28 protein-coding genes and 1 riboswitch are annotated in these 24,580 nt (G+C 62.1%); of the genes, 14 read left to right on the forward strand and 14 right to left on the reverse strand.

All coding sequences use genetic code 11. The annotated features are described in order from the left end of the window. Positions 1-37: 37 nt before the first annotated feature. The gene (locus ACZ889_RS07820; protein WP_003247385.1) at positions 38-556 is read left to right on the forward strand and encodes an acyloxyacyl hydrolase; all 519 of its coding nucleotides are present in this window, start codon (positions 38-40) and stop codon (positions 554-556) included. Between the two features lie 123 nt (positions 557-679). On the opposite strand, the gene ACZ889_RS07825 is transcribed toward ACZ889_RS07820, so the two are convergent. The 5 genes from ACZ889_RS07825 to ACZ889_RS07845 all read right to left on the reverse strand — a co-directional run bounded on the left by ACZ889_RS07825 (position 680) and on the right by ACZ889_RS07845 (position 5,755). Then, entirely contained in the window at positions 680-1,378 is a 699-nt protein-coding gene (locus tag ACZ889_RS07825; RefSeq protein WP_121782854.1) for an SDR family oxidoreductase, read from the reverse strand. 11 nt (positions 1,379-1,389) lie between these two features. Then, the gene (phrB, locus tag ACZ889_RS07830; protein WP_476257286.1) at positions 1,390-2,817 is read right to left on the reverse strand and encodes a deoxyribodipyrimidine photo-lyase; all 1,428 of its coding nucleotides are present in this window, start codon (positions 2,815-2,817) and stop codon (positions 1,390-1,392) included. Next, positions 2,808-3,707: a MerR family transcriptional regulator gene (locus ACZ889_RS07835; protein ID WP_476257287.1), complete on the reverse strand. Its 900-nt coding sequence runs from the start codon at positions 3,705-3,707 to the stop codon at positions 2,808-2,810. Before ACZ889_RS07835 ends, phrB begins: the two co-directional genes overlap by 10 nt. Beyond that, positions 3,697-4,665, reverse strand: coding sequence for a YbgA family protein (locus ACZ889_RS07840; protein ID WP_265979504.1), 969 nt, complete (start codon positions 4,663-4,665; stop codon positions 3,697-3,699). The genes ACZ889_RS07835 and ACZ889_RS07840 overlap by 11 nt, the downstream gene beginning before the upstream one ends. Positions 4,666-4,768: 103 nt before the next feature. Then, entirely contained in the window at positions 4,769-5,755 is a 987-nt protein-coding gene (locus tag ACZ889_RS07845; RefSeq protein WP_476257288.1) for an NAD(P)/FAD-dependent oxidoreductase, read from the reverse strand. A gap of 186 nt (positions 5,756-5,941) precedes the next feature. Here ACZ889_RS07845 and ACZ889_RS07850 point away from each other — a divergent pair, with 186 nt between their 5' ends. Both ACZ889_RS07850 and hemH read left to right on the forward strand, forming a co-directional pair. After that, entirely contained in the window at positions 5,942-6,847 is a 906-nt protein-coding gene (locus ACZ889_RS07850; RefSeq protein WP_003247373.1) for a TIGR01777 family oxidoreductase, read from the forward strand. Positions 6,848-6,860: 13 nt separating this feature from the next. Then, entirely contained in the window at positions 6,861-7,877 is a 1,017-nt protein-coding gene (hemH, locus tag ACZ889_RS07855; protein ID WP_003247370.1) for a ferrochelatase, read from the forward strand. A 35-nt stretch (positions 7,878-7,912) separates the two neighbouring features. Here the strand turns inward: hemH and ACZ889_RS07860 are convergent, their stop codons facing one another. Together ACZ889_RS07860 and upp are read right to left on the reverse strand one after the other, a co-directional pair. Next, positions 7,913-9,178, reverse strand: a complete 1,266-nt coding sequence (locus tag ACZ889_RS07860) for a uracil-xanthine permease family protein (protein WP_003247369.1) — start codon at positions 9,176-9,178, stop codon at positions 7,913-7,915. A gap of 2 nt (positions 9,179-9,180) precedes the next feature. Continuing rightward, a complete protein-coding gene (gene upp / locus ACZ889_RS07865; protein ID WP_003247366.1) occupies positions 9,181-9,819 on the reverse strand; it encodes a uracil phosphoribosyltransferase in 639 nt (212 codons plus the stop codon). A gap of 162 nt (positions 9,820-9,981) precedes the next feature. On the opposite strand from upp, the gene ACZ889_RS07870 reads away from it, so the two are divergent. From ACZ889_RS07870 to ACZ889_RS07885, 4 genes are all read left to right on the forward strand, one after another. Next, entirely contained in the window at positions 9,982-10,539 is a 558-nt protein-coding gene (locus ACZ889_RS07870; protein ID WP_003247364.1) for a hypoxanthine-guanine phosphoribosyltransferase, read from the forward strand. Between the two features lie 2 nt (positions 10,540-10,541). Then, positions 10,542-11,015: a WbuC family cupin fold metalloprotein gene (locus tag ACZ889_RS07875; RefSeq protein ID WP_003247362.1), complete on the forward strand. Its 474-nt coding sequence runs from the start codon at positions 10,542-10,544 to the stop codon at positions 11,013-11,015. 51 nt (positions 11,016-11,066) lie between these two features. Next, the gene (locus tag ACZ889_RS07880) at positions 11,067-11,537 is read left to right on the forward strand and encodes a hypothetical protein (protein ID WP_003247361.1); all 471 of its coding nucleotides are present in this window, start codon (positions 11,067-11,069) and stop codon (positions 11,535-11,537) included. A 68-nt stretch (positions 11,538-11,605) separates the two neighbouring features. Further along, entirely contained in the window at positions 11,606-11,896 is a 291-nt protein-coding gene (locus ACZ889_RS07885; protein WP_003247360.1) for a PA4642 family protein, read from the forward strand. Positions 11,897-12,053: 157 nt separating this feature from the next. Here ACZ889_RS07885 and mqo read toward each other — a convergent pair whose 3' ends face one another. Continuing rightward, positions 12,054-13,562, reverse strand: a complete 1,509-nt coding sequence (mqo, locus tag ACZ889_RS07890; protein ID WP_003247357.1) for a malate dehydrogenase (quinone) — start codon at positions 13,560-13,562, stop codon at positions 12,054-12,056. A gap of 601 nt (positions 13,563-14,163) precedes the next feature. Then, on the reverse strand, positions 14,164-14,397 hold the full coding sequence (locus tag ACZ889_RS07895) for a hypothetical protein (protein ID WP_180688845.1): 234 nt from the start codon (positions 14,395-14,397) through the stop codon (positions 14,164-14,166). Positions 14,398-14,542: 145 nt separating this feature from the next. On the opposite strand from ACZ889_RS07895, the gene ACZ889_RS07900 reads away from it, so the two are divergent. After that, positions 14,543-15,127: a YajG family lipoprotein gene (locus ACZ889_RS07900; protein WP_003247354.1), complete on the forward strand. Its 585-nt coding sequence runs from the start codon at positions 14,543-14,545 to the stop codon at positions 15,125-15,127. A 74-nt stretch (positions 15,128-15,201) separates the two neighbouring features. Here the strand turns inward: ACZ889_RS07900 and ACZ889_RS07905 are convergent, their stop codons facing one another. After that, positions 15,202-15,408, reverse strand: a complete 207-nt coding sequence (locus ACZ889_RS07905; protein WP_003247353.1) for a hypothetical protein — start codon at positions 15,406-15,408, stop codon at positions 15,202-15,204. A 160-nt stretch (positions 15,409-15,568) separates the two neighbouring features. Between ACZ889_RS07905 and ACZ889_RS07910 the strand changes: the two genes are divergently transcribed. Further along, positions 15,569-15,829, forward strand: coding sequence for a hypothetical protein (locus ACZ889_RS07910; protein ID WP_003247352.1), 261 nt, complete (start codon positions 15,569-15,571; stop codon positions 15,827-15,829). Between the two features lie 123 nt (positions 15,830-15,952). Here the strand turns inward: ACZ889_RS07910 and ACZ889_RS07915 are convergent, their stop codons facing one another. After that, positions 15,953-17,122 carry a 1-acyl-sn-glycerol-3-phosphate acyltransferase gene (locus ACZ889_RS07915; RefSeq protein ID WP_003247351.1) on the reverse strand — a complete coding sequence of 390 codons (1,170 nt, stop codon included), beginning with the start codon at positions 17,120-17,122 and terminating at the stop codon, positions 15,953-15,955. A gap of 122 nt (positions 17,123-17,244) precedes the next feature. On the opposite strand from ACZ889_RS07915, the gene ACZ889_RS07920 reads away from it, so the two are divergent. The 4 genes from ACZ889_RS07920 to ACZ889_RS07935 all read left to right on the forward strand — a co-directional run bounded on the left by ACZ889_RS07920 (position 17,245) and on the right by ACZ889_RS07935 (position 19,372). Further along, positions 17,245-17,430, forward strand: coding sequence for a CPXCG motif-containing cysteine-rich protein (locus tag ACZ889_RS07920; RefSeq protein WP_476257289.1), 186 nt, complete (start codon positions 17,245-17,247; stop codon positions 17,428-17,430). Continuing rightward, complete coding sequence (locus tag ACZ889_RS07925) at positions 17,430-17,690, forward strand: putative signal transducing protein (RefSeq protein WP_003247348.1); 261 nt, start codon at positions 17,430-17,432, stop codon at positions 17,688-17,690. The genes ACZ889_RS07920 and ACZ889_RS07925 overlap by 1 nt, the downstream gene beginning before the upstream one ends. Before the next feature lie 15 nt (positions 17,691-17,705). Next, positions 17,706-18,326, forward strand: a complete 621-nt coding sequence (locus ACZ889_RS07930; protein ID WP_003247346.1) for an SOS response-associated peptidase — start codon at positions 17,706-17,708, stop codon at positions 18,324-18,326. Between the two features lie 227 nt (positions 18,327-18,553). Next, positions 18,554-19,372, forward strand: a complete 819-nt coding sequence (locus ACZ889_RS07935) for a M48 family metallopeptidase (protein ID WP_003247344.1) — start codon at positions 18,554-18,556, stop codon at positions 19,370-19,372. Between the two features lie 43 nt (positions 19,373-19,415). Here ACZ889_RS07935 and ACZ889_RS07940 read toward each other — a convergent pair whose 3' ends face one another. From ACZ889_RS07940 to ACZ889_RS07950, 3 genes are all read right to left on the reverse strand, one after another. Continuing rightward, positions 19,416-20,000 carry a TMEM165/GDT1 family protein gene (locus ACZ889_RS07940; protein ID WP_003247342.1) on the reverse strand — a complete coding sequence of 195 codons (585 nt, stop codon included), beginning with the start codon at positions 19,998-20,000 and terminating at the stop codon, positions 19,416-19,418. 87 nt (positions 20,001-20,087) lie between these two features. After that, positions 20,088-20,228: riboswitch (yybP-ykoY riboswitch) on the reverse strand. Positions 20,229-20,268: 40 nt separating this feature from the next. Further along, the gene (locus ACZ889_RS07945; protein WP_179052915.1) at positions 20,269-21,267 is read right to left on the reverse strand and encodes a class I SAM-dependent methyltransferase; all 999 of its coding nucleotides are present in this window, start codon (positions 21,265-21,267) and stop codon (positions 20,269-20,271) included. Positions 21,268-21,321: 54 nt separating this feature from the next. Then, on the reverse strand, positions 21,322-22,287 hold the full coding sequence (locus ACZ889_RS07950; protein ID WP_476257290.1) for a 2-hydroxyacid dehydrogenase: 966 nt from the start codon (positions 22,285-22,287) through the stop codon (positions 21,322-21,324). A 292-nt stretch (positions 22,288-22,579) separates the two neighbouring features. On the opposite strand from ACZ889_RS07950, the gene ACZ889_RS07955 reads away from it, so the two are divergent. Next, positions 22,580-24,262: a fatty acid--CoA ligase gene (locus ACZ889_RS07955; protein WP_179052913.1), complete on the forward strand. Its 1,683-nt coding sequence runs from the start codon at positions 22,580-22,582 to the stop codon at positions 24,260-24,262. Positions 24,263-24,580 lie beyond the last annotated feature (318 nt).

Below are 24,580 nucleotides of genomic sequence, written 5' to 3' on the forward strand. Positions count from 1 at the left end.
GACACTAACAACAGCATCAGAAAGAAGGATGTTTCTTATGAGGAAACTGCTCGGCTTGGCAGCGGCTGCTGCCTTTGTTTTGGGGCAAGCGATGTCGGCACAAGCTGCCGATGTTTCGTTTTCGGTGGGGCAGACCGGCGATTCGACAATGGTTTACCGGCTAGGGCTGCAATCGAATTGGGATGCGAGTTGGTGGCAGACCAGCGTTGGTCGGCTGACCGGCTATTGGGATGGGGCCTACACCTACTGGGATGGCGACGAGACCGCAAGCAATCACAGCCTGTCCTTCGCGCCCGTGTTCGTCTATGAATTTGCCGGGGAGTCGGTGAAGCCTTACATCGAAGCCGGGATAGGGGTAGCGGCGTTCTCCAGCACCGAGCTGGAAAGCAACGAGCTGGGTTCGGCTTTCCAGTTTGAGGACCGCATCGGCTTTGGTTTGCGCTTTGCCGGCGGGCATGAGATTGGGGTGCGGGCGATTCACTATTCCAACGCGGGCATCAAAGAGCCCAATGATGGTGTAGAAAGCTACAGCCTGCATTACAGAATGGCGCTCTGAGTTCGCCTGCATTCGCCACTTCGCGGGCAATGCCCGCTCGTGCCGGCATACCACAGCACTCAAGGTCTGGGTAATTTGCAGGAGCGGGCTTGCCCGCGAAGACGGTAATGCTGATTTCAGGTGTTAACGCGCCAGCGGCCACAGGCTACTGAGGTCCAGCGTCTCCAGGATCAGTTCGGGTTCTCTCTGAGGCCAACGCCGCAGCAACTCCTCTGCGGCACTGCCGGGCGTCCACTCCTCCGGTATCGCCTGTGCCGACGTTAGCGTAACCTTCAACGATTGTGGCCCTACAATGGTCAGTGCTACCCCTTGGTCCTCAAGGGCCTTGCGTTGCTCACGCATCCATTGCGGCAAATTGTTCCAGCCCGCAGTCACCTGTGTCGGTGCAAACAGCTGCAACGCCGAATAGCGGTTGAAAAGCGCCATCACCTGCGGCGACTGACCCTTTTCCAGCAACGGCAGCGCTTTGCTCAGGCAATGCTCTGCGGCCAGCTGGTTGGTAGTGACGATCGCTTCGATCAGCTCACTGTCACTGGCATTGTCTGGCAGGTAATCGGTGGTGCCGGTGTTGAGGATCAGCCCGTCCAGCGAACACCAGGCATGGCAAATTTGTTGGCACGCATGGCTGACGTGTTGTTCTTCATGCAACTGCCACGGCAACCGCAACAATTGGCTGCCGTAGCGTGCCCCCAAAGCATCCAGTGCGTCGCTATTCTTGCCACTCGCGGCAACGCGATGTCCTTCATCGAGCATCCGCTCCACCAAAGCCAAGCCAAGTCCGTTGCTTGCGCCCGTAACCCAGAAACTGCGTGAGTTAATCAAGACGTTATCCCCTAATTCTGCCGGCGTGGCAGCCCTTTGAACGCTTCCAGGGCCCGCTGGCGACTGCTGCTGAGATCTACGATTGGACTTAGGTAAGAAGTATTACCGAAAAGGTCCGTCGATTTAATGGGCTGATGGATGGCTTTTTCATCGAGTGCTTGTAGTTCTGGTACCCAGTGGCGAATGAAATGCCCCTGAGGATCGAAGCGCTGCGACTGCGAAACCGGGTTGAAGATACGGAAATAGGGCACCGCATCGGTGCCGGTGGACGCACTCCACTGCCAACCCCCGTTGTTGGCGGCCAGATCGCCGTCTATCAGGTTTCGCATGAAGTGTCGCTCGCCCTTGCGCCAGTCAATCAGCAGGTTCTTGCTGAGGAACATGGCCACGATCATGCGCAAGCGGTTGTGCATCCACCCGGTGTGCAGCAACTGGCGCATGGCGGCATCGATGATCGGGAAGCCGGTGCGGCCCTGCTCCCAGGCCTCCAGGTCTGCCGGGGCGTCACGCCAGGGCAAGGCTTCGGTTTGGGCGCGGAAGGCGCGGTGGCGCGAGACCTGTGGATAACCGCTCAGGATGTGCTTGTAGAACTCCCGCCAGAGTAGCTCGTTTATCCAGGTCTGCACGCCCGTGCTGCCACTGTCGAACTCGCCCCGGTTGCCGGCCAGTGCACCGTGCAAGCATTGGCGGGGCGAAATCACGCCAGCGGCCAGGTAGGGGGAAAGCTGGCTGGTACCGGGCTTGGCAGGCAAGTCGCGCAAGTGGTGGTAGTCGTCGATGGTTTCGTCGAGGAAGCATGACAGGCGGGATTGTGCCTCAGCTTCACCGGCTGGCCAGTGGTCGCGCAGTGCGTGCGTGGTTGTTCCGAAGCCCTCGACATGTTGCGGGATCGGGTCGCTGCCGATGTTCAGCGGGGCTTGGCGCTTCACCCGCCGTGCCAGGGCTGGCAGGCTGCGGTGCAGATGCTCCAGGCAGGTTTTCTTGAACTGGCTGAACACCTGGAAGTAATCGCCACTGCGAGTCAGTAGAGTGCCTGGACGGAAGAACAGCTGGTCGAGGTAGCTGTGCGCCTGGATGGCCGACTTTTCCAACAGTGCGCGGGTGGCATCATCCCGGCGCTGCTCATTGATGCCGTACTCCTCGTTCCAGTGCACGCTTTGCACCTGATGTTGGCGGCAGACATCGAGCACTGCCTGTGGCGCCTGGTCCCAGGTATCGATTGTGCGGATCAGCAGGGGTATGTTCAGCTTTTCCAGTGATTGGCGCAGGTCATGCAGGTTACGCAGCCAGAAGTCGACTTTGCAGTCGGCATCGTCATGGGCTTGCCATTGTCCGGGGCTGACCAGCCACAGGGCGATGGTCGGGCCGCGTTCGGTGGAGGCGCTGAGTGCAGTGTTGTCATCGATACGCAGGTCGCTGCGCAGCCAGGTCAGGTGCATGGGGGATTGATCTCTACAGGCTGTCGATCATGGGCTTGAAGCACGCGCAATGCCGCCTGCGGGGTGTCGAACAGGAAAAGGTCGGGCAGCTCAAAAGCCTTCAAGCGGGCTTCATGCAGCGCCAGCGTGGCACCACCCAACAGCTTGGGGATCGGCAAGCCTTGCAGGGTGCGCAGCAACGCCTTGTCGTCGATGCGTGGGCCCAAATGCAGGAGTAAGGCGCGTGGTTTGAGCGCGTTGACGGCGCTTAGCAATTGCGGGCCTGCAACGGGCTGCTCGAGCACCTCGACCGGGAAGCCATTGCTGGTGAGCAGCCAGGCGCACAACCATAAGTCTGGGCTGAAGGTGCGTTCGCTGTCTTCGGCCAGCAACACGGCAGGCCCTTGCAGCAGCTGGTTGTCGTGGTACACGCGGGCACCGAGCTTGCTGCGCATCCAGCTGTGGAAAAACACCTGCTCCAGCCGAGCGTTGAAGTAGTTGCGCCAGCGCTGGTCGAGCATGTCGAGGAGCGGCAGCAGCAGTTGTTCGCACAGGGTGACTGCCGGGTACAGCGCCATGGCCTGATTAAGTTGCTGGTCGAGGGCGCGCTGTGAAAGGCCGGCGATGGCTTCGATCAGCTGGAATTGCCTGGCTTGCCAGTCCCCCTTCGGTGGGGTGCTGGCGGGTTTGTCGAGCAACTCGCGGACTTGGCCGACCGACGCGCCACGCTGCAGCCAGGCCAGAACGGCTTCGACGCGTTCGACCTGCTCAAGTGGGTACAGGCGATGCCCCTTGGCGGTGCGCTGTGGCTTGAGCAACCCATACCGGCGCTCCCAGGCGCGCAGGGTGACCGGGTTTACGCCGGTGCGACGGGCAAGTTCGCCGATGGGCAGCAAGTCCTCAGACCGCATTGCGCAAACCCAGGCTCTCGGGGTGCGGCTGCAGGTAGGCTTGTTGCTGCAGGTAGGGGTCTGGGTGCTTGCGCAAATGGTGTTTGAGCAAGGTCAGTGGCACTACCAGTGGTACCACGCCTTGTTGGTATTGGCCGATGACTGCCTGCAACTCGGCCTTGTCCTGCTGCGTCAGGGCATCCTTGAAGTAACCGCTCAGGTGCTGCAGCACGTTACTGTGGGTGCCGCGGCTCGCGCAGCGGCGCAGGGCTTGCATCAGCTGGCTGAAATAGCGCGGGCCGATGCTCTGTGGTTCATCAGCCTTGCTCATGCTGCCAAGCAGGCGGCCGAGGGTGCGATAGGCCTGGGGGTTATTGGCCATCAGCAAATACTTGTAGCGCGAATGAAAGCGTACCAGCGCGCCACGGTTCAGGCCCTCGGCCAGCAGGTGCTGCCAGTCGGCGTAGGCGTAAACGCGGCTTATGAAGTTCTCGCGCAGCACGGGGTCATGCAGGCGGCCTTCTTCTTCTACTGGCAGGTCCGGGCGCAATGCGCAGAAAGCCTGGGCATAGACGCCGCGGCCACCATGCACGGCCGGGTGGCCGTTGTCCTGATAAACCTTTACCCGTTCCAGGCCGCATGAAGGTGACTTCTGCATGAAGATGTAGCCGCAGATGTCGTCAAGCTCGTTGGCCATCTGCTCGCCATAGGTGCGCAGCGGGTCGGTCAGGTCCTTGCCGGGGTCGCGGGTGCCTACCACTTCGGGTTGCTCGGGGTTGCCGACCAGGCGAATCGGGTCGCGCGGGACACCCAGGCCGATTGCCACTTCCGGACACACGGGTAGCCAGTCGAAGTGCTGTTCCAGCTGTTTACGGCACAGGTCGGAGGCCTTGTGGCCGCCGTTGTAGCGCACGCTGTGCCCGGTCAGGCAGGCGCTGATGGCGATACGCGGCTTGCTGTGGGCGGAAGGGTCGTGCATGGCTGCCTCCGAAAATAAACCTGTACGTGACTCGAAACTTGTACAGGTTTATTTCAGCACAGCGCTGAAGTTATGCAAACTAGTATTTTTGTATAGTTCGGCATCACTCAAGGTGTTCGAGCAAGCGCCGCGCTGCTTCCTGGCCACTGAGCCATGCGCCCTCGACGCGGCCGGACAGGCACCAGTCCCCACAGGCGTACAAGCCCTGGTCAGCATCGGCCAGTGCGCCCCACTCATGATTGCTACTGGGGCGGGCATAGAGCCAGCGGTGGGCGAGGGCGAAGGTGGGCGGGGGGACCACGCAGCCGACCAGTTCGGCGAATTCGCCCCACAGCTGCTCGATTACTTCATCCTTTGGCAGGTCGATGTGTTGCCGGCTCCAGTCTGATGTTGCGTGCAGTACCCAGGTGTCCAGGTGCTCGTCGCGGCCAGGCTTGCTGCGATTGCGGGCCAGCCAGTCCAGCGGGTTGTCCTGCACGAAGCAGCCTTGCATTGGCGTATCCAGCGGTGCCTGGAAGGCGAGGGCGACGGCCCAGGTAGGTTCCATTTGCACGCCAGCGGCCACGGCCGCGAGCTTCGGTGTGGCGGCCAGAAGTGGCGTGGCCTGCGGTGCCGGGACGGCGATGACCACACGGCTGTAGGGGCCGTGGCTGCAACCTTCGGTATCTTGCAGGTGCCAGTACTGCTTGCCGCGAAACACTTCCGCTATGCGGCAGCCGAAGTTGACGGTGACGTCCTTGAGCAAGCCGCGGGTAATGGCGCTCATGCGTGGCACGCCCACCCAACGCGTCTGCTCGTCGGGGGAGGGGGTAAGTTCGCCATCACGGTAGTTGTACAGTTGAGGCTTCCACTGCTCGGCCCAGCCGGCGGCCACCCATTGCTGCACCTGATCGACGAAGCGTCGGTCACGGGCAGTGAAGTACTGTGCCCCCAGGTCGAGCGCGCCGGCTTCGCTGCGCTTGCTGGCCATGCGCCCGCCACTGCCGTGGCCTTTGTCGAACAAGTGCACGGATTGCCCGGCCTTCTGCAAGGCCTGGGCGGCTGACAAACCGGCGATGCCGGCCCCGATGATGGCGATAGGTACTGTCATGATGGCCTCTTCAAACCTTGCTGTGAGCAGACTACGCTGTCAGGCAAACCTGTACAATGCCAAAATTATGTATAAGGTTATTCCGTGTTGGCGGCAGGTTGGCCTATGTTTATCCGAGAGCGTCGGGTCAAAAAAGTGCCTTGCTGTTAAAAATAGACCACCGACGCATTCTGCGAGGACACAGCCATGCATATATTGCTGACAGGTGGCACCGGTTTGATTGGCAAGCATCTGTGCCAGTACTGGCTGGGCCAAGGGCATCGGCTTACGGTTTGGAGCAGGCGTCCTGAACAGGTAGCAAAAATCTGTGGTAGCGGGGTGCGTGGTATCGCGCGCCTGGAGCAGCTGGAGGCCGACGATCATCTTGATGCGGTGGTCAACCTTGCTGGTGCGCCGATTGCCGACAGGCCCTGGACGGCCGCCCGGCGCAACGTGCTGTGGGCCAGCCGTGTCACCCTTACCGAGCAATTGCTGGCGTGGTTGGGCACCCGTGAGCAGCGCCCGGAGGTGCTGATCTCCGGCTCTGCGGTAGGTTGGTACGGAGACGGTGGCGAACGCGAACTGACCGAGGCTTCACCCCCGGTGCGTGAAGATTTCGCCAGCCAGTTGTGCATTGCCTGGGAAGAGACCGCCCAGCGTTCGCAAGCCCAGGGGATCCGCGTGGTACTGGTCCGTACTGGCCTGGTGCTGGCCAGTGATGGCGGCTTTTTGTCGCGCCTGCGCATGCCCTTCAAACTGGGGCTGGGCGGGCCTTTGGGCGACGGGCGGCAGTGGATGCCCTGGGTTCATATAGACGACCAGGTCGCCCTGATTGATTTTCTCTTGCAGCGCAAGGATGCCAGCGGTCCTTATAATGCCTGCGCGCCGGAGCCTGTACGCAACCGTGAGTTTGCCAGGCGACTGGGCCGAGCCCTGCATCGGCCGGCGCTGTTGCCAGTGCCGGCACTGCTGCTCAAGGCCGGGCTTGGCGAGATGTCCACCTTGCTGCTGGGAGGCCAGCGGGCGCGCCCGGTACGCTTGCTGGAAGCAGGCTTCACCTTCCGTTTCAACGATCTGCAATCGGCGCTGGACAACCTGTCCAGTGGCCTCTGACATAGGACGCTGCATGACCGATCACGCCCTGCTGCTGGTCAACCTGGGTTCCCCGGCCTCCACCTCGGTGGCCGATGTGCGCCGTTACCTCAACCAGTTCCTCATGGACCCGTACGTGGTCGACCTACCGTGGCCGGTGCGGCGCTTGCTGGTATCGCTGATCCTGATCAAGCGCCCAGAGCAGTCGGCACACGCCTACGCTTCGATCTGGTGGGAGGAGGGCTCGCCTCTGGTTGTGCTGACCCGTCGCCTGCAGGCAGCGATGGTCGAGCACTGGCCCCATGGCCCAGTGGAAATTGCCATGCGCTACGGCCAGCCAGCGTTGCCTGATGTGTTGGAGCGGTTGGCCGCCCAAGGTGTGCGCAAGGTGACTTTGGCGCCGCTTTATCCACAGTTCGCCGACAGCACGGTGACCACGGTGGTCGAGCTGGCAAAACAGACCGTCAGCGAGCGCCAGTTGCCGTTGCAGATGCGTGTGCTGCAGCCGTTCTACGAGCATCCGGCGTACATCGAGGCACTGGCTGCCAGTGCCCGGCCGTACCTTGAGACGGGTTACGACCACCTGCTGCTGAGCTTCCATGGTTTGCCGGAACGGCACCTGAAGAAACTGTTTCCGAAGGGGGTCAAGCACGACCTGCGCGCTGCCGATTGCTGCCACGGTGCAACCGCCGAAGTACGTTCGGTTTGCTATCGCGGGCAATGCCTGGCTACGGCCAAAGCCTTTGCGCAGAAAATGGGCATACCTGATGGCAAATGGTCGGTATCGTTCCAGTCGCGGCTGGGCCGGGACAAGTGGATCGAACCCTACACCGAGACGCGGCTGGATGAGCTGGCCAAGGCCGGTGTGAAGAAGCTGCTGGTGATGTGCCCGGCGTTTGTGGCGGATTGCATCGAGACGCTGGAAGAGATAGGCATGCGTGGCAGCGAGCAGTTTGTCGAGGCGGGTGGCCGGGAGCTGGTGCTGGTGCCGTGCCTGAATGATCACCCGGAGTGGGTGAGGGTGTTGGCTGATATGAGTGAAAAGGCCTGAATCGAAGGGGCCGCCTTGCGGCCCCTACCGACCGTTTATACATCCAGCTTCTTGTGCTTCCAGCTGTCATTGCCCGGCAGAATCAGGTTCAGCGCAATAGCCACAATGGCGCACAGGGCAATACCCTTCAGGCCCCAGTCATCCGGGCCGTCACCGCTGCCGATCAGCACGCCGCCGATACCGAACACCAGTGTCACCGAGACGATCACCAGGTTGCGTGCTTCGCCCAGGTCAATCTTGTGGCGGATCATGGTGTTCATGCCCACCGCTGCAATCGAGCCGAACAGCAGGCACAGAATGCCGCCCATCACCGGCACCGGGATGCTCTGCAGCAGCGCGCCGAACTTGCCGATGAACGCCAGGGTAATGGCGAAGACCGCCGCCCAGGTCATGATCTTCGGGTTGTAGTTCTTGGTCAGCATCACCGCGCCGGTCACTTCGGCATAGGTGGTGTTGGGCGGGCCGCCGAACAGGCCGGCTGCAGTAGTCGCCAGGCCGTCGCCCAGCAACGTCCGGTGCAGGCCAGGCTTCTTCAGGTAGTCACGGCCGGTCACGCTGCCCACTGCAATCACCCCGCCGATATGCTCGATCGCCGGCGCCAGCGCAACCGGAACGATGAACAGAATGGCCTGCCAGTTGAACGCAGGTGCGGTGAAATTGGGGATTTCCAGCCACGGTGCGGCAGCGATCCTGGCGGTGTCGACCACGCCAAAGGCGAACGACAGGGCAAAGCCCACCAGCACGCCGGAGATGATGGGTACCAGGCGGAAAATGCCCTTGCCGAATACGGCAACGATCAAGGTTGTCAGCAGCGCTGGCATCGAGATCAGCATGGCCGTCTTGTACGGCATCAGTGCCGTACCGTCCCCACCTTTGCCCATCGCCATGTTGGCGGCGATCGGTGCCATGGCCAGGCCGATGGAGATGATCACCGGGCCGATCACCACCGGCGGCAGCATGCGGTCGATGAAACCGGTGCCTTTGATTTTTACCATCAGCCCCATGAAGGTGTACACGAAGCCAGCAGCCATTACGCCACCCATGGTCTCGGCAAGGCCGAACTGGCCTTTGGCGAGGATGATCGGCGTGATGAAGGCAAAGCTCGAGGCCAGGAACACCGGTACCTGACGTCCGGTGACCAGCTGGAATAGCAGGGTGCCGATGCCGGCGGTGAACAGCGCGACGTTCGGGTCGAGGCCGGTGATCAGGGGCATCAGCACCAGCGCGCCGAATGCCACGAAGAGCATCTGCGCGCCCGAAACGACCTGGCGCCAGAGCGGGTCGTTGAAGCCGTCCTGCATGGTCAGGCGTCCTTTTGCTTGGTGCCGAAGATCTTGTCACCGGCATCACCCAGGCCTGGCACGATGTAGCCGTGCTCGTTCAGGCGCTGGTCGATCGAGGCGGTGTAGATCTTCACGTCCGGGTGGGCTTTTTCCACCACCTCGATGCCTTCTGGCGCGGCGACCAGCACCATGGCGCGAATCTCTTTGCAGCCGGCCTTTTTCAGCAGGTCGATGGTGGCAACCATCGAGCCGCCGGTGGCCAGCATCGGGTCGATGATCAGGGCCAGGCGCTGGTTGATGTCCGGCGCGAGCTTTTCCAGGTAGGTGTGGGCTTCGAGGGTTTCTTCGTTTCGGGCAACGCCGACGGCGCTGACCTTGGCACCCGGGATCAGGCTGAGCACGCCGTCGAGCATGCCGATGCCGGCGCGCAGGATCGGTACTACGGTGATCTTCTTGCCGGCGATTTTTTCAACCGAGACCTTGCCACACCAGCCGTCGATCTCGTAGGTTTCGAGGGGCAGGTCCTGGGTGGCTTCATACGTCAGGAGCGCGCCGACTTCCTGGGCGAGTTCGCGAAAATTTTTGGTGCTGATATCGGCACGGCGCATCAGGCCAAGCTTGTGGCGGATCAGCGGATGGCGGATCTCACGAGTGGGCATAGGGGAGGGCTCCGAAAGGCGGGCAAAAAAACCGCGCTAGATTAATCTATTCAGCCTGTGCTGTCGTCTGGTCATTCTGGACGTTAGTCCATAAATGCTTGATCTGTGACGAGCGGATGCGTACCTTTGCCCGCTTTTCCAAAATGCCCCCCGGAGAGCGCCATGTCCGCCGATCTCGAGCATATCCGTCAAGTCATGCGTGAAGCTGACTGCCTGTACACCGAAGCCGAAGTCGAAGCGGCCATCGCCAAAGTCGGCGAGCAGATCTGCAAGGACCTGCACGACAAGAACCCGGTTGTGTTCTGCGTGATGAACGGCGGCCTGATCTTCTCCGGCAAACTGCTGACCCACCTGCAGTTCCCACTGGAAGCCTCCTACCTGCACGCTACCCGCTACCGCAACCAGACCAGCGGCGGCGAGCTTTTCTGGAAGGCCAAGCCGGAAGTGTCGTTCATCGACCGTGACGTGTTGATCGTTGACGATATCCTCGACGAAGGCCACACCCTCAGCGCCATCATCGAGTTTTGCAAGCATGCCGGCGCCCGCTCGGTGTACACCGCTGTGCTGATCGACAAGGATCACGACCGCAAGGCAAGCCCTGACCTCAAGGCCAACTATGTGGGCCTGCCTTGTGTCGATCGCTATATCTTCGGTTACGGCATGGACTACAAAGGGTACTGGCGCAACGCTAACGGCATCTTCGCCGTAAAGGGGCTGTAACCGTGCGCCAGCCTGCGTTCATCGACCAATCGCTGTTCGCCGGGCTGGCCGAAAAGGCCGCTGCCAACCCGCGCGGGCGGCAGCACCATAACTTTCACGCTATGGAAGAGCCCTGCCACCGCATGGCGGTCGGGCTGCAACCGAGCACCTACATTCCGCCGCATCGCCATGTGAGCGCCGACAAGGCTGAAACCTTGATAGCGCTCAAGGGGTGCTTTGGCCTGCTGATCTTCGATGAGCAAGGCGCGGTGACTGACAAGCGGGTGCTGCAGGCCGGTGGCGACTGTCTGGGTGTGGATCTGGCGCCTGGTACCTACCATGGCTTGGTGGTGCTGGAGCCCGACAGCATCCTGTTCGAGTGCAAGGCTGGGCCATACCGACCAGTGGGCGAGGGCGAGCACGCACACTGGGCGCCGCGCGAGGGTGAAGCCGGCGTGGCCGATTACCAGGCCTGGATGCGCGCGCAGTTCGATTGATATCGGCTGTACCCGGCATGCTAGAGTGCTCTTTCATACAAGGAGCCTCACATGCGTGCGATTCTTCCCCTCCTGCTGGCGGTCAGCCTGCCGCTCGCTGCCGCACCGCTGCACAGTCAGTTCCTGCCACCGGATGACCAGTCCCTGCGCCAGGAAGCGCCGACCAGCCAGCAATTGCTGCAAGTGACTGACTATTCGGTGGTCGTAGGGGCCCAGCGCCAGTCCGATCAGCAGCCGATCCCGATCACATCGTCGTTGCAGGTGCGCCTGAAGGGCAAGCCGCTGAGCAAGGGCGCGACCATTGCCCAGGTGCTGCTGACGTTCGATGGTGAAGCGGCCAAAAGCCTGAAAAAGCCTGTGTATGACGCTAAAACCCGCACGTTGAGCCTGAATTACCCGGTGAGCAACTACCGGGTGGTCATGGACCTGCTGCGTAACGAAACCCTGTACGTGCAGTTTCTGACCTACGGCAACGGCCACATCTGGGCCGACTTGCACACCGGTACGGTACGTACGCGTTGAGGCGCGAAGCCTGCGGGGGGTAAACTGCCGGCCTTCGAAATTCCGTGATGGTCCAGTTGGAGTCGGCAATGCGTAAAGACAAGAAACAGGTAATCGGTGACGAAATCAGCGACGACTACATCAAGTCGTTCCTTCAGTTCGAGCCGGCCGATGGTGTGACTTCGCCGTCGCTGCACAAGCTGGTCAAGGCCTACCGTGGCCTGCGCGTGGACGACTTCGAGCGCTTTGTAGGCTTCTTCGTCGAAGCTGGCCTGGACCTGGATGGCAAGGACGAGCACGGAAAGACCTTCGTCGAGCAGATTGCCGACCAGCGCAATGCCCCTGAGTACATCGAGATCATCGATAAAGCCCGTGGCTGATGGGTAACCTGCCCCGGCGCTTTCGCGGGTAAACCCGCGCCTACAAAGGATATGTGGTCCTTGTAGGAGCGGGTTTACCCGCGAAAGGGACGGCAGGCTGACAAACACCCAGGCACAAAAAAACGCCCCGAGGGGCGTTTTTGCGTTTCAGGCCGGCTTAGGCGTAATGCTTGGCCGCCGGGCTGCTTTCTGCCAGGTCCAGAGCCGCGTCGTTATCGGCACTGATCTTGTGGTACAGCGCAGCATCGGTTGCCAGGGTCTTCTCGCGAGCCGGGAAGATTTCCTTGAGCTTGGCAGCCCAGGCACCCTTGGCCTGCTCGGGGAAGCAGCGCTCGATCAGTTCCAGCATGATCGATACGGTTACCGAAGCACCCGGCGATGCGCCGAGCAGTGCAGCCAGGCTGCCGTCCTGGGCCGAGACCAGCTCGGTACCGAACTGCAGCACGCCGCCTTTTTTCGGGTCTTTCTTGATGATTTGCACGCGCTGACCCGCCACTTCCAGGCGCCAGTCTTCGGCCTTGGCCTGCGGATAGAAACGACGCAGGGCTTCCAGACGCTGCTCCATCGACTGCATCACTTCGCTGACCAGGTACTTGGTCAGGTCCATGTTGTCGCGGGCCACGGCCAGCATCGGGCCGATGTTGCCCATGCGCACCGACAGCGGCAGGTCCATCAGCGAGCCGTGCTTGAGGAACTTGGTAGTGAAACCGGCGTACGGGCCGAACAGCAGCGAAGTCTTGCCGTCCACGACGCGGGTGTCCAGGTGCGGTACCGACATCGGCGGGGCGCCGACAGCGGCCTGGCTGTAGACCTTGGCCTGGTGCTGCTTGACGATTTCCGGGTTGTCGCAACGCAGCCACTGGCCGCTGACAGGGAAGCCGCCGAAACCTTTGCTTTCCGGGATGCCGGACAACTGCAGCAGCGGCAGGGCCGCGCCACCGGCGCCGAGGAAGACGAAGCGGGCGTCGACTTCACGGCTGCCGCCGCTGTTGACGTCCTTGATGCTCACGGTCCAGCCGCTGCCGTTACGGCGCAGGCCGACAACCTTCTTGCTGTACTTGACCTGCGCGTCCGGCGAGTCGCCCAGCAGCTTGAGCAGCTTGTTGGTCAGTGCGCCGAAGTTGACGTCGGTGCCTTTGGCCACGCGGGTAGCGGCGATGTGCTGGTCGGCCGGGCGGCCAGGCATCATCAGCGGCATCCAGTCGTTCATCACGGCCTTGTCTTCGGTGTATTCCATCTCGGCGAAGGCGTGGTGCTGCTTGAGCAGCTCGAAGCGCTTCTTGAGGAAGGAAACACCCTTGTCACCCTCGACATAGCTCAGGTGCGGGACAGGGTTGATGAAGGCACGCGCCGAGCCGAAGTTGCCCTTCTTGCTCAGGTAGGCCCAGAACTGGCGCGAAACCTCGAACTGGGTGTTGATGTGCACGGCCTTCTTGATGTCGATGCTGCCATCGGCGGCCTGCGGCGTATAGTTCAGCTCGCACAGGCCGGCGTGGCCGGTGCCTGCGTTGTTCCAGGGGTTGGAGCTTTCCGCGGCCCCGGAGTCCATCGCCTCGACGACCTCAAGCTTCAGGGTCGGGTCAAGCTCCTTGAGCAGTACGGCCAGGGTGGCACTCATGATGCCCGCGCCTACCAGTACCACATCAACCGATTCGTTCTGCGCCATTTAACGCGTCTCCACAATCTACAGCTACCTAATTGACAGCATAGGACCTGGGTTTGCCAGGGTCGCCATGTCCGACTTTTCGCAGTTCTTGCAACTTCCGCGGACACCGCCAATCAGTCTTCGGGTTCGTGTATTGAACGCCGTTTGCCACAGGTGCGGCAATTCGACTTATGGTCAAGGTGTCGTGCGTGCGTTATGGAACGGTTCAGACACTCATACGGGATGAGCGCATCTGCCGCCTGTTCAGGGCTGTTCGGGACACATCTGCCGCTTTTGCACATGCCAGACTGTTCATTTGCTCGCCACACTCTTGTGAAGTTGTGAAAACCGTTTTTTCACGCTCTTTTGGAGACGTGAACCTCAAAAGGGGACTGCGCGATGGCAACCCGCAGGTTCATGCAGTGTGAAGGGCCGGAAAAAGCAGGCACGACAGCCGATGCAAGACCTGAGTGGAAGGCTCTCTGTGGGCGAGGCGGTGAAGTTGCCGGGGTCAATCGGCGAATGCGGGGCCCGATCAGGAGACGTCCTTATAATCGGGGGGAGATTATAGCGATGTCGCGGGCAGAAATGTCGCCATTCGTGGTTTTTATTGCAGCGTTTGTCAGGCAGCGAGGAGGCGCTGGTGCCAACGGCGGTTTGCGCGGGCGCAAACCCGGGCTTCGATGGGCAGCTCGCGGCCCAGCCAGGCCAGCTGAATTTCGCTGATCTGCACCCAGTCGATGCCGCTTGGTACCTGGCTGCATTGCTTGAACGCCAGGCATTTGCCATCCGCGTCAAGGCGGGCATAAGCGTTGTAGCGCGGCCGTTGGAAGAGCTGAGTCCAGAGCGAGGTCATGGCGGCGAGTCCTTTGCGTTAGGGCTTGGCGCAAGGATAAGGGTGTGGCGATGAAACGATTGTGACAAGCGGGCCGGGCCGATGACTGGTCTGTGCCTGGCTAGGTATACTGTGGGCCTTTGCCGCATTTTCTGGAGAAACGCGCATGTTGCAACGTCTGTTGTTCGGTTTGATCGCCGTGGCCAGCCTTAGCCTGGTCGGTTGTGCCCACAGCCCGCAACAACTCAACCCGCAACCCACGCTCAAGGCCCAGCTGGCCCCGGTCGGCCATGGCCAGCCGGTGGTGGTCCGGGTAGTTGATGGCCGGCCTTCGCCGTCCCTGGGTACCCGCGGTGGCATGTACCCCGAGACCAGCACCATCAGTGTCAGCGGTAATGATGTGGTGCCCAAGCTGCAGGCTCAGGCTGAAGCTGCTGTGCGCCTGCTCGGCTTCACCCCGACCCCGAACGCCTACAATGCGCCGCAGCTGACCGTGACCCTGGCCGAGCTGAAGTACCAGTCGCCGAAAGACAACCTTTACGTGACCGAGGCCACCATCGGCGCCACCTTCCGCGCTGATGTGACCAATGGCGGCCGCCGTTACAGCGGCCGTTATGGCGCTTCGCTGGACCAGCGTTTCGGCATGGCGCCGAATCAGGACACCAACACCCAGCTGGTGGGCGATGTGCTGAGCGATGCCCTGACCCGCCTGTTCAAGGACCCGAGCATTGGGCAGGTGCTGGGTCAGTAAGCTTCAGGTTGTGCAAGAAAACCCGCTGCCTGAGTGACAGGCAGCGGGTTTTTTGTTGTCTGGATGGCACAGATTTACGCCGCTTCTATGTGGAAATCCAGCAAGCTGAACCCTGTGCCTGCATCCACTTCGGGCAAGTCCTCATGCACATGTCCGCCAAGCGCACAGTAGACCAGCCACTGGCGGTCCTGCACATTGATGGCAAAACCATCGATCAGCGCCTGTTGTTCATCGCTCTGGGCAACGAGGTAGAGGCGGTCCTGGTTTTCGGCGTGCAACATGAAAAAGCTCCGGGTCATCAAAAGGTCGACAGGGTCGCCTGTATTGATGACGAGCGGATGACAGATGAAATTTAACGACAGTTTGTCGCCAAGGCCGGGCGCCACGGTGCGACTTGGGTAGAATGCTGGCCTTTGCCACTGCTCACACCGAGGTTGCGTGATGTCCTTGCAAGTGCTCTGGGGGTTCCTGGCCGCCCATCCCACCAAGCTGATCAACCTGCTGGCGCTGCTGCTGACCTGCCCGGGCGGTTTGCTGCTGCACAGTGCGCGGCGGCGCGAGGCCGAAACCCGCGCGTACATGGCAGTAGACGAGGGGGTAGTGGACGCCTTCGAGCTTCGTGTGCCGAAATACTTCTACATCCTGGGCTTTTCGTGCCTGGCGATGGCGCTGCTGCTGTCCTGGTTCAGCACCTGGATCTAAGAACCATCGGGGCCGCGTTGCGGCCCAATCGCGACACAAGGCCGCTCCCACAAGGGTGGACGCAATTCCCTGTGGGAGCGGCCTTGTGTCGCGATTGGGCTGCAACGCAGCCCCCGGGATCGATCAGGCGACCGGTGTCTGCTGCCTGACCTGATACTGGTTGCGCACCGGCGTCGCATACTGCAACACCAGGTACGGCCGCTGCTCTTGCGGGCAGGCATCCAGACGCCGTTGCCATTCTTCCTTGGCCTTGGCCAGCTCATCCGCCGGGAACACCTTCTCGGCGCTTGGCACCTGCAGGGCTTCGTCCTTGCCTTCCCACATCGCATACGCCAGGTAATGCACCGGGAACAGTCGGTAGCCCCCCAGAATCTGCCGGTCGATCTCTGCCGCCAGCTGTTTTGTGTCTTCGTGGTACTCGGTGACCGGCGGCGCGAAGTTGATGTGGACTCGGCCCTTGTAGCCGGTAATGCCTTTGGCAATGCTGTTGTCATCTTCGCCCGGCGCCTTCTTGTAGGTGCCGGTTGTGGCGCGGATGTACAGCTCGCGGGCCTTGGCCTGGTCGCACGGGTCGTATTCGTAGCTGATCGACACCGGGGTCAGGTTCAGGCTCTGGATAACCGCACCGAACGGCTCGTCCTTGCGGCTCATGTGGAACATCTTGAGGATCGCCGAGTCGGTACGGTCGTCACCGTCCTTGGCCCGACCTTCGGCCTGGGCAATCCAGATCGAGGTGGCATCGTTGCGGATCGAGTGGTTGATGTAGGCCGATAGCAGTTGGTAGGCAGCCAGTTTTTCGCGCCGCCCGCTGATCGAACGGTGCACGATGAAGCTCTTGTTCAGGCGCATCATGTCGCTGACAAAGGGCTTTTGCAGCAGGTTGTCGCCAATGGCGATGCGCGGCGTGGGCAGGCCGGCGTGGTACACGGCATAGTTGACGAAGGCCGGGTCCATGACGATATCGCGGTGGTTGGCCAGGAACAGGTAGGCGGTGCCTGCCTTGAGCTGTTCCACACCCGAATAGGTGACGCCGTCGGTGGCGCGATCGATGGTCTGGTCGACGTAGTACTCGACTTTGTCCTGCAGGGTCGAGACACAGGTAACGCCTGCGAATTCCTTGCGCAGGCGGCGTGCGATCAAGGGCTTGAGCAACCAGCCGAGAGCACCGGCCGCACGCGGAAAGCGGAAGTGAGTGAGGATATCGAGGAATGCCGGGTCGCTGAGCAGGCGTGCCAGAACGGCAGGGACCTCAGCGTCGTCGTACGGTCGGATGGCATCGAATTCGCCCATCATGCTCTCTTGTTGGAAACGGCTAGGGTAATAAGGTAGGGACGGGCTCCGAAAAACGGCTCGGACGCACACAGACCCTGTAAACAGACCGGCAATTATACGCATAAGTCACTGCGGAGGCCGCGATGCTGGAAACCGACTTCTATAATTGCCCTTATTGTGGCGAACGTGTGGAAACTACCGTCGATCTGTCTGCGGGCGACCAGGTTTATACCGAGGATTGTCAGGTGTGCTGCCAGCCTGTGGTGTGCATTCTGCAGGTGCATGGTGACGAATGGATGCTTGAAGTCCGCCGCGAGGACGACGCCTGATGCAGCGCATCTACGAACCGGAAAGCCTGCTCGAGGCGCAAATGCTGGCAGGTATGCTTGCCAGCGAGGGGATCGATGTACACGTGGTCGGCCGTGACCTGCTCGGTGCCGCCGGCGAGCTGCCCTTGCAGGGCCTGCTGGGGCTTATCGTGGCTGATGAGCAGGCCGAATGCGCACGGCAGCTGATCGATGCGTACAATGATGCCCAGCCACTGGTTGGCGACGAACCGGAGCATGTCCCCGGTACCTTGATCTGCTAGGTTCTGAATTCGCCCATGTGTGGACGTTATGCCCTGTTTCGCTGGCCCCAGGCCCTTGCCAGTCTGCCGGGTTTTCCCGTCGGCCAGCCGGCCCAATGGAATATATCGCCAGGGGCGTCGGTGCTGATCCAGCGCCAGCTTGATGGCCAGCAGCAACTGGCCAAGGCGCGCTGGGGGTTGACCCCGGCCTGGCTCACCGACCTGTCCCGTACCCCCGCCCATGCCCGGGCCGAAACGCTGGCCGAGCAACCGATGTTTCGCGATGCATTTCGCCAGCGTCGCTGCCTGATGCCGGCCAACGGCTTTTACGAATGGCGTGGCAACGTGCGCAAACGCCCGTTCTGGTTGACCCCGGGGGAGGGCGCGTCGCTGTATTTTGCGGCGGTGTGGGAGGCCTACCCGGTGCAGGACCAGGTATGGCTGAGTTGCGCGGTGGTGACCCAGGCGGCCATGAACCAGCGTCGGCCGCTCATCCTCGACGAAGCGGGGCAGGCGGCCTGGCTCGACCCGGACACGCCGGTTACCCGCTTGCACGAGCTGCTGGCCAGCCCACCGGCGACGTTGCGTGAGCGGGCCTTGGCCAATTTCGTCAATGACCCGAAGCTGGATGCGCCGGAGTGTCTTACCCCGGCTTGATGGGGGCCTTTGCCGGCCCTTTCGCGGGCAAGCCCGCTCCTACAATGATCGCGTTACCCCTGCGGTAGGAGCGGGCAAGCCCGCGCCTACCCACGGTTGTGTTACCCCTGTAGGAGCGGGCTTGCCCGCGAAGAGGCCGTTACAGGCGACGAAAATCTTCCCTGCGGCTATGGCAGCCACTGGCGACTCGGCCTAGGATACGCCGCATGTGGATAGGGAGTGTTTTCATGCGTAAGTCTTTTGTCGTCAGCCTACTGAGTGCTGGCATCCTGCTGGCCGGCTGCCAGGCGGTGAATACCACCAGCGGCGGTGCTGTTGGCGTCGAGCGCCAGCAGTACATGTTCAGCATGCTCTCGACCGATGAGGTCAACCAGATGTACGCGCAGTCGTATCAGCAGACCCTGGGTGAAGCATCGAGCAAGGGTGTGCTCGACAAGTCCAGCGCCGATGCCAAGCGTGTGCAGGCCATTGCCAACCGCCTGATCGCCCAGGCGCCCAAATTCCGCCCGGATGCCGCGCAGTGGGACTGGCAAGTCAACGTGATCAAGAGTGACGAACTGAACGCCAACTGCGGCCCGGGCGGCAAGATCATCGTCTACACCGGGCTGATCGATCAGCTCAAGCTCACCGATGCGGAAATTGCCGCAGTGGTGGGGCACGAGATTGCCCACGCCTTGCGCGAGCATAGCCGCGAGGCCATGTCCAAGGCATACGGTGTGGAAATGGCTCGCCAGGGTGCCGGTGCCATCTTCGGCCTCGGCCAGAGCAGCATGGCCATGGCCGACACGGTGGTGAACTACGCCATGACCTTGCCCAACAGCCGGGCCAACGAAAACGAGGCCGACCTGATTGGCCTGGAGCTTTCGGCCCGTGCCGGCTACGACCCGAATGCAGCGATCACCTTGTGGAACAAGATGAGCAAGGCTTCCGAAGGTGCACCGCCTGAGTTCATGAGTACTCACCCGGCGTCCGCGAGCCGCATTGCTTCGCTGCAGGCGGCGATTCCGAAGGTGATGCCGCTGTATCAGGCTGCCGCCAAGCAGTAAATGCCTGAATCCTGGGGCTGCATGGCAGCCCCCGGTTTTCCCTTTATCCAATCCAGCCACTGGCCTTCATTGCCGAATAGACGGCCACGATCGCCAGTACGAAGAACGCCGTTGCCGCCAGGCGGCGAATCAGCGTCAACGGCAGTTTGTCAGCCGCGAAGTTACCCGCCAGTACCACCGGCACGTTGGCAATCAACATACCCAGGGTAGTGCCGATAATGACCATGATCAGGTGCGGATACTGCGCAGCCAGCATCACGGTGGCGACCTGGGTCTTGTCACCGATTTCGGCCAGGAAGAACGCAATCAGTGTCGTCAGGAATGGCCCGAAACGGCGAGCCGGGTTCTCGTCGTCATCCATCTTGTCCGGTACCAGGGTCCACAGTGCGGTGGCGGTAAAGCTCGCAGCCAGGATCCAGTGCAGGGCCGAATCGCTGAAGAAGCTGCCGACCCACGCCCCCACGGCACCGGCTGCGGCATGGTTGGCCAAGGTGGCGGCGATGATGCCGGCGATGATCGGCCAGGGTTTGCGGAAGCGGGCAGCGAGAATGAGTGCGAGCAGTTGCGTCTTGTCGCCGATCTCGGCCAGGGCAACGATAGCGGTGGGGACCAACAGTGATTCCAGCATCAGGATTCCTACGGGGGCGGGTCGACACGGCTATGACACGTACAGCCTCCCCGCCCCGGGTAAGGTGTGCGTGTCATAGGTCTTGTCAAACCCTCGATCCGTCTATGCGGATCTCGCCATGCAGGCGTGCATGGTGGGTCGCACGCGCCATGGTCTGTGGACCAAGTATGTTGACGCGTACCGGGCGAGCTGGGTGCTCGCGGGAGACTACTCCCCTAGGACGGTGCGGATTCTGCCTAGACAAAACGCTTTCGGCAAGCGCTGTTTTTTATCCGCGAGTTGCCTGGTAGATGCGGAAACCGTCGGCCTCGTCACGTACCTGGCAGTTGCCCAATGCCCCTTCGATCAGTGGCTGGTAGCGCAGGAAACTGTTGGCCACCAAGCGCATTTCGCCACCTTTTCGCAGATGAACGGCGGATTTTTTCAGCAAGTTTTCCGAAGCCTGATAGTTGGTATGAACGCCGGTGTGGAATGGCGGGTTGCTCAGGATAAGGCTCAGTTCGGTAGGGGCGGCGTCGATGCCATCGCCGCTGATCACTTCGCCTTCCAGGCCGTTGGCAGCCAGCGTCAGGCGGCTGGCGGCCACGGCGAAGGCATCCACGTCCAGCAAGGTCACCCGGCTTTGTGGGTAACGGCGTTTGAGCGTGGCCCCCAGTACCCCGGCACCGCAGCCAAAGTCCAGCATGTGACCACCGGGCAGGCCGTCAAGATGCTTCAGGAGCAGGGCCGTACCTCGGTCGAGTCGGCCATGGCTGAATACCCCAGGCAGGCTGACCACCTGCAGCGGGCCGTCTTCCAGGGCCAGCTCGAAGCGCTCGGCCAGGCTTTCCAGCGGTTTTGCCTGCGGCGCCTGGTCGATGGTCACTTGCCACAGCTGGCAGTGCCGGGCGCTGTCGAGCTTGCGTGGCTTGCCAAAGGCCGCCAACTGCTTGGCCGCGCCCTCGATGCCACCGCGCTTCTCACCGACCAGGTACAGCTCGCGGCCAGCCAGGCGCGACGCCAGGGTGTTGAGCAGATAGGCGGCCAGCTCGCGGGATTTGGGCAGGAACAGCACGGCGCTTTCGAATGCTGCGGCAGGGGCCTCGACGCCGTAATGGCTGCGGCCTGCGAAGCGGCTTTCGAGCATGGCCTGATCGCCGGCATGCCAAGTCCAGGCCTGGGCCTGAGGCAACTGGCCGAGCAGGTCGTCGGCGGGGGCGCCGGCGATCAGCAGCGGCCCCTGAAACAGCTCTGCCTGGCGGAGCAACACTTCACTGCGCGGGTCCATGGACGACGTCTCCTGGAAAAAAGTGGCGCAGTGTAGCAGAGGCGGGCGCCTGGCTCAGCTGACCACGCGGCGTGGCTGCCCGGCGAAGAAGGCCTGGGCGTTCTCGCTGAGCTGGCCGACGATGCGCTGGCGCGACTCCACGGCACCCCAGGCGCTGTGCGGGGTGATGATCAGGCGCGGGATGCCGGGCTCCAGCAGCGGGTTGCCGTTGACCGGCGGCTCCACGCTCAGCACGTCGGTCGCCGCGCCGCCCAAGTGACCACCGCGCAGGGCATCGGCCAACGCCTGTTCGTCGATCAGGCCGCCCCGGGCGGTGTTGACCACCAGCGCGTTGGGCTTGAGCAGGGCCAGTTCGCGGGCACCGAGCATGTGCCGGGTGTGCTCGTTCAGCGGGCAGTGCAGGGTCAGGGCATCGACTTGCGGCAGCAACTCGTCCAGCGGCAGCCGGTCGGCGCGCTCCGGGCGGCCAGGGATCTGCCCGCTCAATACGCGCATGCCGAAGGCCTCGGCCAGCCTCGCCACTGCGCTGCCCAGTTCGCCGTGGCCGAGCAGGCCGAGGGTTTTGCCCTCCAGTTCGACGATAGGAAAGTCCAGCAGGCAGAACTGACTGGCCTTGGCCCACTGGCCTTCGGCCACCGCCTGGTTGTAGTCGCACAGCCGGGTGGCCAGGGCCAGCAGCAGGGCCAGGGTATGCTGGGCGACAGACGGCGTGCCGTAGCCCTGGCAGTTACACACGGTGATGCCCTGGGCGCGGGCGGCGGCCAGGTCGACATTGTTGGTGCCGGTGGCGGCCACCAGGATCAGCTTCAGTTGCGGGTTGGCGGCCAGGGTAGCGGCGTCGAGCATGACTTTGTTGCTGACCACTGCCACGGCGCCCTGCAAGCGTTCCGCGACCTGGTCCGGGCGGGTGGCGGCGAACAGTTCGAACTGGTCGAACTGCTGCTTCAGGGGCGAAAGGTCGAGGTCGCCAAGGTCCAGGGAGTGGTGATCGAGAAACACGGCGCGACGCGGGCTGGGCATGAAGATCTCCGGTGGCAGGGGGGATAAGGGTGTTGTGGCCATTCGCGGGCATGCCCGCACCCACAAGGTCACCACAACCCTTGCAGGAGCGGGCTTGCCGGCGAAGAGGCCCTCGGCTTCAGCACAAACCTGAAGCCGCCGCCGCAGTGTCTAGCTCAACCTTGCTGCCCGTCAACGCCCGCCACTCATACCTCTGCCACGCAAATCATTCCTTCGGCTGATTTGGCCGTCACATTGGCGAACTACAGTAAACCCAGACTTGTCCGGCCCGCTTTTCAGAAAAGGGATCCCCATGTTGCAGACACGCATCATCAAGCCCGCCGAGGGCGCCTATGCCTATCCATTGCTGATCAAGCGCCTGCTGATGTCCGGCAGTCGCTATGAAAAGACCCGCGAAATCGTCTACCGCGACCAGATGCGGCTGACGTATCCACAGCTCAACGAGCGCATTGCACGCCTGGCCAATGTGCTGACCGAGGCCGGGGTCAAGGCCGGTGATACCGTGGCAGTGATGGATTGGGACAGCCATCGCTACCTGGAATGCATGTTCGCCATCCCGATGATCGGCGCTGTGGTGCACACCATCAACGTGCGCCTGTCGCCGGAGCAGATCCTCTACACCATGAACCACGCCGAAGACCGCGTGGTGCTGGTCAACAGCGACTTCGTGGGCTTGTACCAGGCCATCGCCGGGCAGCTGACCACTGTCGACAAGACCTTGCTGCTGACCGATGGCCCGGACAAGACTGCCGACCTGCCCGACCTGGTCGGGGAGTATGAGCAGCTGCTGGCGGCGGCCAGCCCCCGCTACGACTTCCCGGACTTCGACGAGAACTCGGTGGCCACTACCTTCTACACCACTGGCACCACCGGTAACCCCAAGGGCGTGTATTTCAGCCACCGCCAGCTGGTGCTGCACACGCTGGCCGAGGCCTCGGTCACCGGCAGTATCGACAGCGTGCGCCTGTTGGGCAGCAACGACGTGTACATGCCCATCACCCCGATGTTCCACGTGCATGCCTGGGGCATCCCCTACGCCGCCACCATGCTTGGCATGAAGCAGGTGTACCCGGGCCGCTACGAGCCGGACATGCTGGTCAAGCTGTGGCGTGAAGAGAAGGTCACCTTCTCCCACTGCGTACCGACCATCCTGCAGATGCTGCTCAACTGCCCGAATGCACAGGGGCAGGACTTCGGCGGCTGGAAGATCATCATCGGCGGCAGTTCGCTCAACCGTTCGCTGTACCAGGCCGCCCTGGCGCGCGGCATTCAGCTGACCGCCGCGTATGGCATGTCGGAAACCTGCCCGCTGATCTCCGCAGCACACCTGAACGATGAACTGCAGGCCGGCAGCGAGGATGAGCGCGTCACCTACCGTATCAAGGCCGGTGTGCCGGTACCGTTGGTCGAAGCGGCCATCGTCGACGGCGAAGGCAACTTCCTGCCCGCTGATGGTGAAACCCAGGGTGAGTTGGTACTGCGTGCGCCGTGGCTGACCATGGGCTACTTCAAGGAACCGGAGAAGAGCGAGGAGCTGTGGCTGGGTGGCTGGCTGCACACCGGTGACGTCGCCACCCTCGACGGCATGAGCTACATCGACATCCGCGACCGCATCAAGGATGTGATCAAGACCGGCGGCGAGTGGGTTTCCTCGCTCGACCTGGAAGACCTGATCAGCCGCCACCCGGCCGTGCGCGAAGTGGCGGTGGTGGGGGTGGCCGACCCGCAGTGGGGGGAGCGCCCGTTTGCCCTGCTGGTGGTACGTGACGGCCACGCTATCGACGCCAAGGCACTGAAGGAACACCTCAAGCCGTTCGTCGAGCAAGGTCATATCAACAAGTGGGCGATTCCAAGCCAGATCGCCGTTGTTACTGAAATTCCCAAGACCAGTGTCGGCAAGCTCGACAAGAAACGCATCCGCCAGGACATCGTCCAGTGGCAGGCCAGCAACAGCGCGTTCCTTTCCACGTTGTAACCGTTGTGCGGGTCGCGCACGTCAGAGCGTGACCCGCATGCTAGAGAGCCCGCCGCCTTGCCAAACGACAGAAATGCGCCATCCTTGAGCACTGCCAGCCCGCAACCGGAGCAAAACTGCAGCGAGTTGGTGGCATGGAGCGCAAATCACACTTTAGAGGGATCAAGCGCCTGTGCCTGCTGGCTATAGTCGGGGCCAGGGGATTTTCAGGAATGGGGGAGGGCGACATGCGCAAGCTGTGTCGCCGCGGGTGCAAGCCTGCAAACCGGTCGCTCGGGCCGTTCTTGAAAGGACTCACTGCCATAACAAAAAAGTACA

The organism is Pseudomonas sp. TE3895, assembly GCF_056278855.1.

Coding starts and splice junctions, on each gene's coding strand:
- ACZ889_RS07940 (WP_003247342.1), bottom strand. CDS start 20,000: ATGCTGGAATCACTGTTGGTCCCCACCGCTATCGTTGCCCTGGCCGAG.
- ACZ889_RS07850 (WP_003247373.1), top strand. CDS start 5,942: ATGCATATATTGCTGACAGGTGGCACCGGTTTGATTGGCAAGCATCTG.
- ACZ889_RS07895 (WP_180688845.1), bottom strand. CDS start 14,397: ATGACCTCGCTCTGGACTCAGCTCTTCCAACGGCCGCGCTACAACGCT.
- ACZ889_RS07835 (WP_476257287.1), bottom strand. CDS start 3,707: ATGCGGTCTGAGGACTTGCTGCCCATCGGCGAACTTGCCCGTCGCACC.
- hemH (WP_003247370.1), top strand. CDS start 6,861: ATGACCGATCACGCCCTGCTGCTGGTCAACCTGGGTTCCCCGGCCTCC.
- upp (WP_003247366.1), bottom strand. CDS start 9,819: ATGCCCACTCGTGAGATCCGCCATCCGCTGATCCGCCACAAGCTTGGC.
- ACZ889_RS07920 (WP_476257289.1), top strand. CDS start 17,245: ATGCTGGAAACCGACTTCTATAATTGCCCTTATTGTGGCGAACGTGTG.
- ACZ889_RS07900 (WP_003247354.1), top strand. CDS start 14,543: ATGTTGCAACGTCTGTTGTTCGGTTTGATCGCCGTGGCCAGCCTTAGC.
- ACZ889_RS07915 (WP_003247351.1), bottom strand. CDS start 17,122: ATGATGGGCGAATTCGATGCCATCCGACCGTACGACGACGCTGAGGTC.
- ACZ889_RS07905 (WP_003247353.1), bottom strand. CDS start 15,408: ATGTTGCACGCCGAAAACCAGGACCGCCTCTACCTCGTTGCCCAGAGC.
- ACZ889_RS07910 (WP_003247352.1), top strand. CDS start 15,569: ATGTCCTTGCAAGTGCTCTGGGGGTTCCTGGCCGCCCATCCCACCAAG.
- ACZ889_RS07885 (WP_003247360.1), top strand. CDS start 11,606: ATGCGTAAAGACAAGAAACAGGTAATCGGTGACGAAATCAGCGACGAC.
- ACZ889_RS07950 (WP_476257290.1), bottom strand. CDS start 22,287: ATGCCCAGCCCGCGTCGCGCCGTGTTTCTCGATCACCACTCCCTGGAC.
- ACZ889_RS07880 (WP_003247361.1), top strand. CDS start 11,067: ATGCGTGCGATTCTTCCCCTCCTGCTGGCGGTCAGCCTGCCGCTCGCT.
- ACZ889_RS07930 (WP_003247346.1), top strand. CDS start 17,706: ATGTGTGGACGTTATGCCCTGTTTCGCTGGCCCCAGGCCCTTGCCAGT.
- ACZ889_RS07955 (WP_179052913.1), top strand. CDS start 22,580: ATGTTGCAGACACGCATCATCAAGCCCGCCGAGGGCGCCTATGCCTAT.
- ACZ889_RS07840 (WP_265979504.1), bottom strand. CDS start 4,665: ATGCACGACCCTTCCGCCCACAGCAAGCCGCGTATCGCCATCAGCGCC.
- ACZ889_RS07870 (WP_003247364.1), top strand. CDS start 9,982: ATGTCCGCCGATCTCGAGCATATCCGTCAAGTCATGCGTGAAGCTGAC.
- ACZ889_RS07860 (WP_003247369.1), bottom strand. CDS start 9,178: ATGCAGGACGGCTTCAACGACCCGCTCTGGCGCCAGGTCGTTTCGGGC.
- phrB (WP_476257286.1), bottom strand. CDS start 2,817: ATGCACCTGACCTGGCTGCGCAGCGACCTGCGTATCGATGACAACACT.
- ACZ889_RS07925 (WP_003247348.1), top strand. CDS start 17,430: ATGCAGCGCATCTACGAACCGGAAAGCCTGCTCGAGGCGCAAATGCTG.
- ACZ889_RS07820 (WP_003247385.1), top strand. CDS start 38: ATGAGGAAACTGCTCGGCTTGGCAGCGGCTGCTGCCTTTGTTTTGGGG.
- ACZ889_RS07945 (WP_179052915.1), bottom strand. CDS start 21,267: ATGGACCCGCGCAGTGAAGTGTTGCTCCGCCAGGCAGAGCTGTTTCAG.
- ACZ889_RS07935 (WP_003247344.1), top strand. CDS start 18,554: ATGCGTAAGTCTTTTGTCGTCAGCCTACTGAGTGCTGGCATCCTGCTG.
- mqo (WP_003247357.1), bottom strand. CDS start 13,562: ATGGCGCAGAACGAATCGGTTGATGTGGTACTGGTAGGCGCGGGCATC.
- ACZ889_RS07845 (WP_476257288.1), bottom strand. CDS start 5,755: ATGACAGTACCTATCGCCATCATCGGGGCCGGCATCGCCGGTTTGTCA.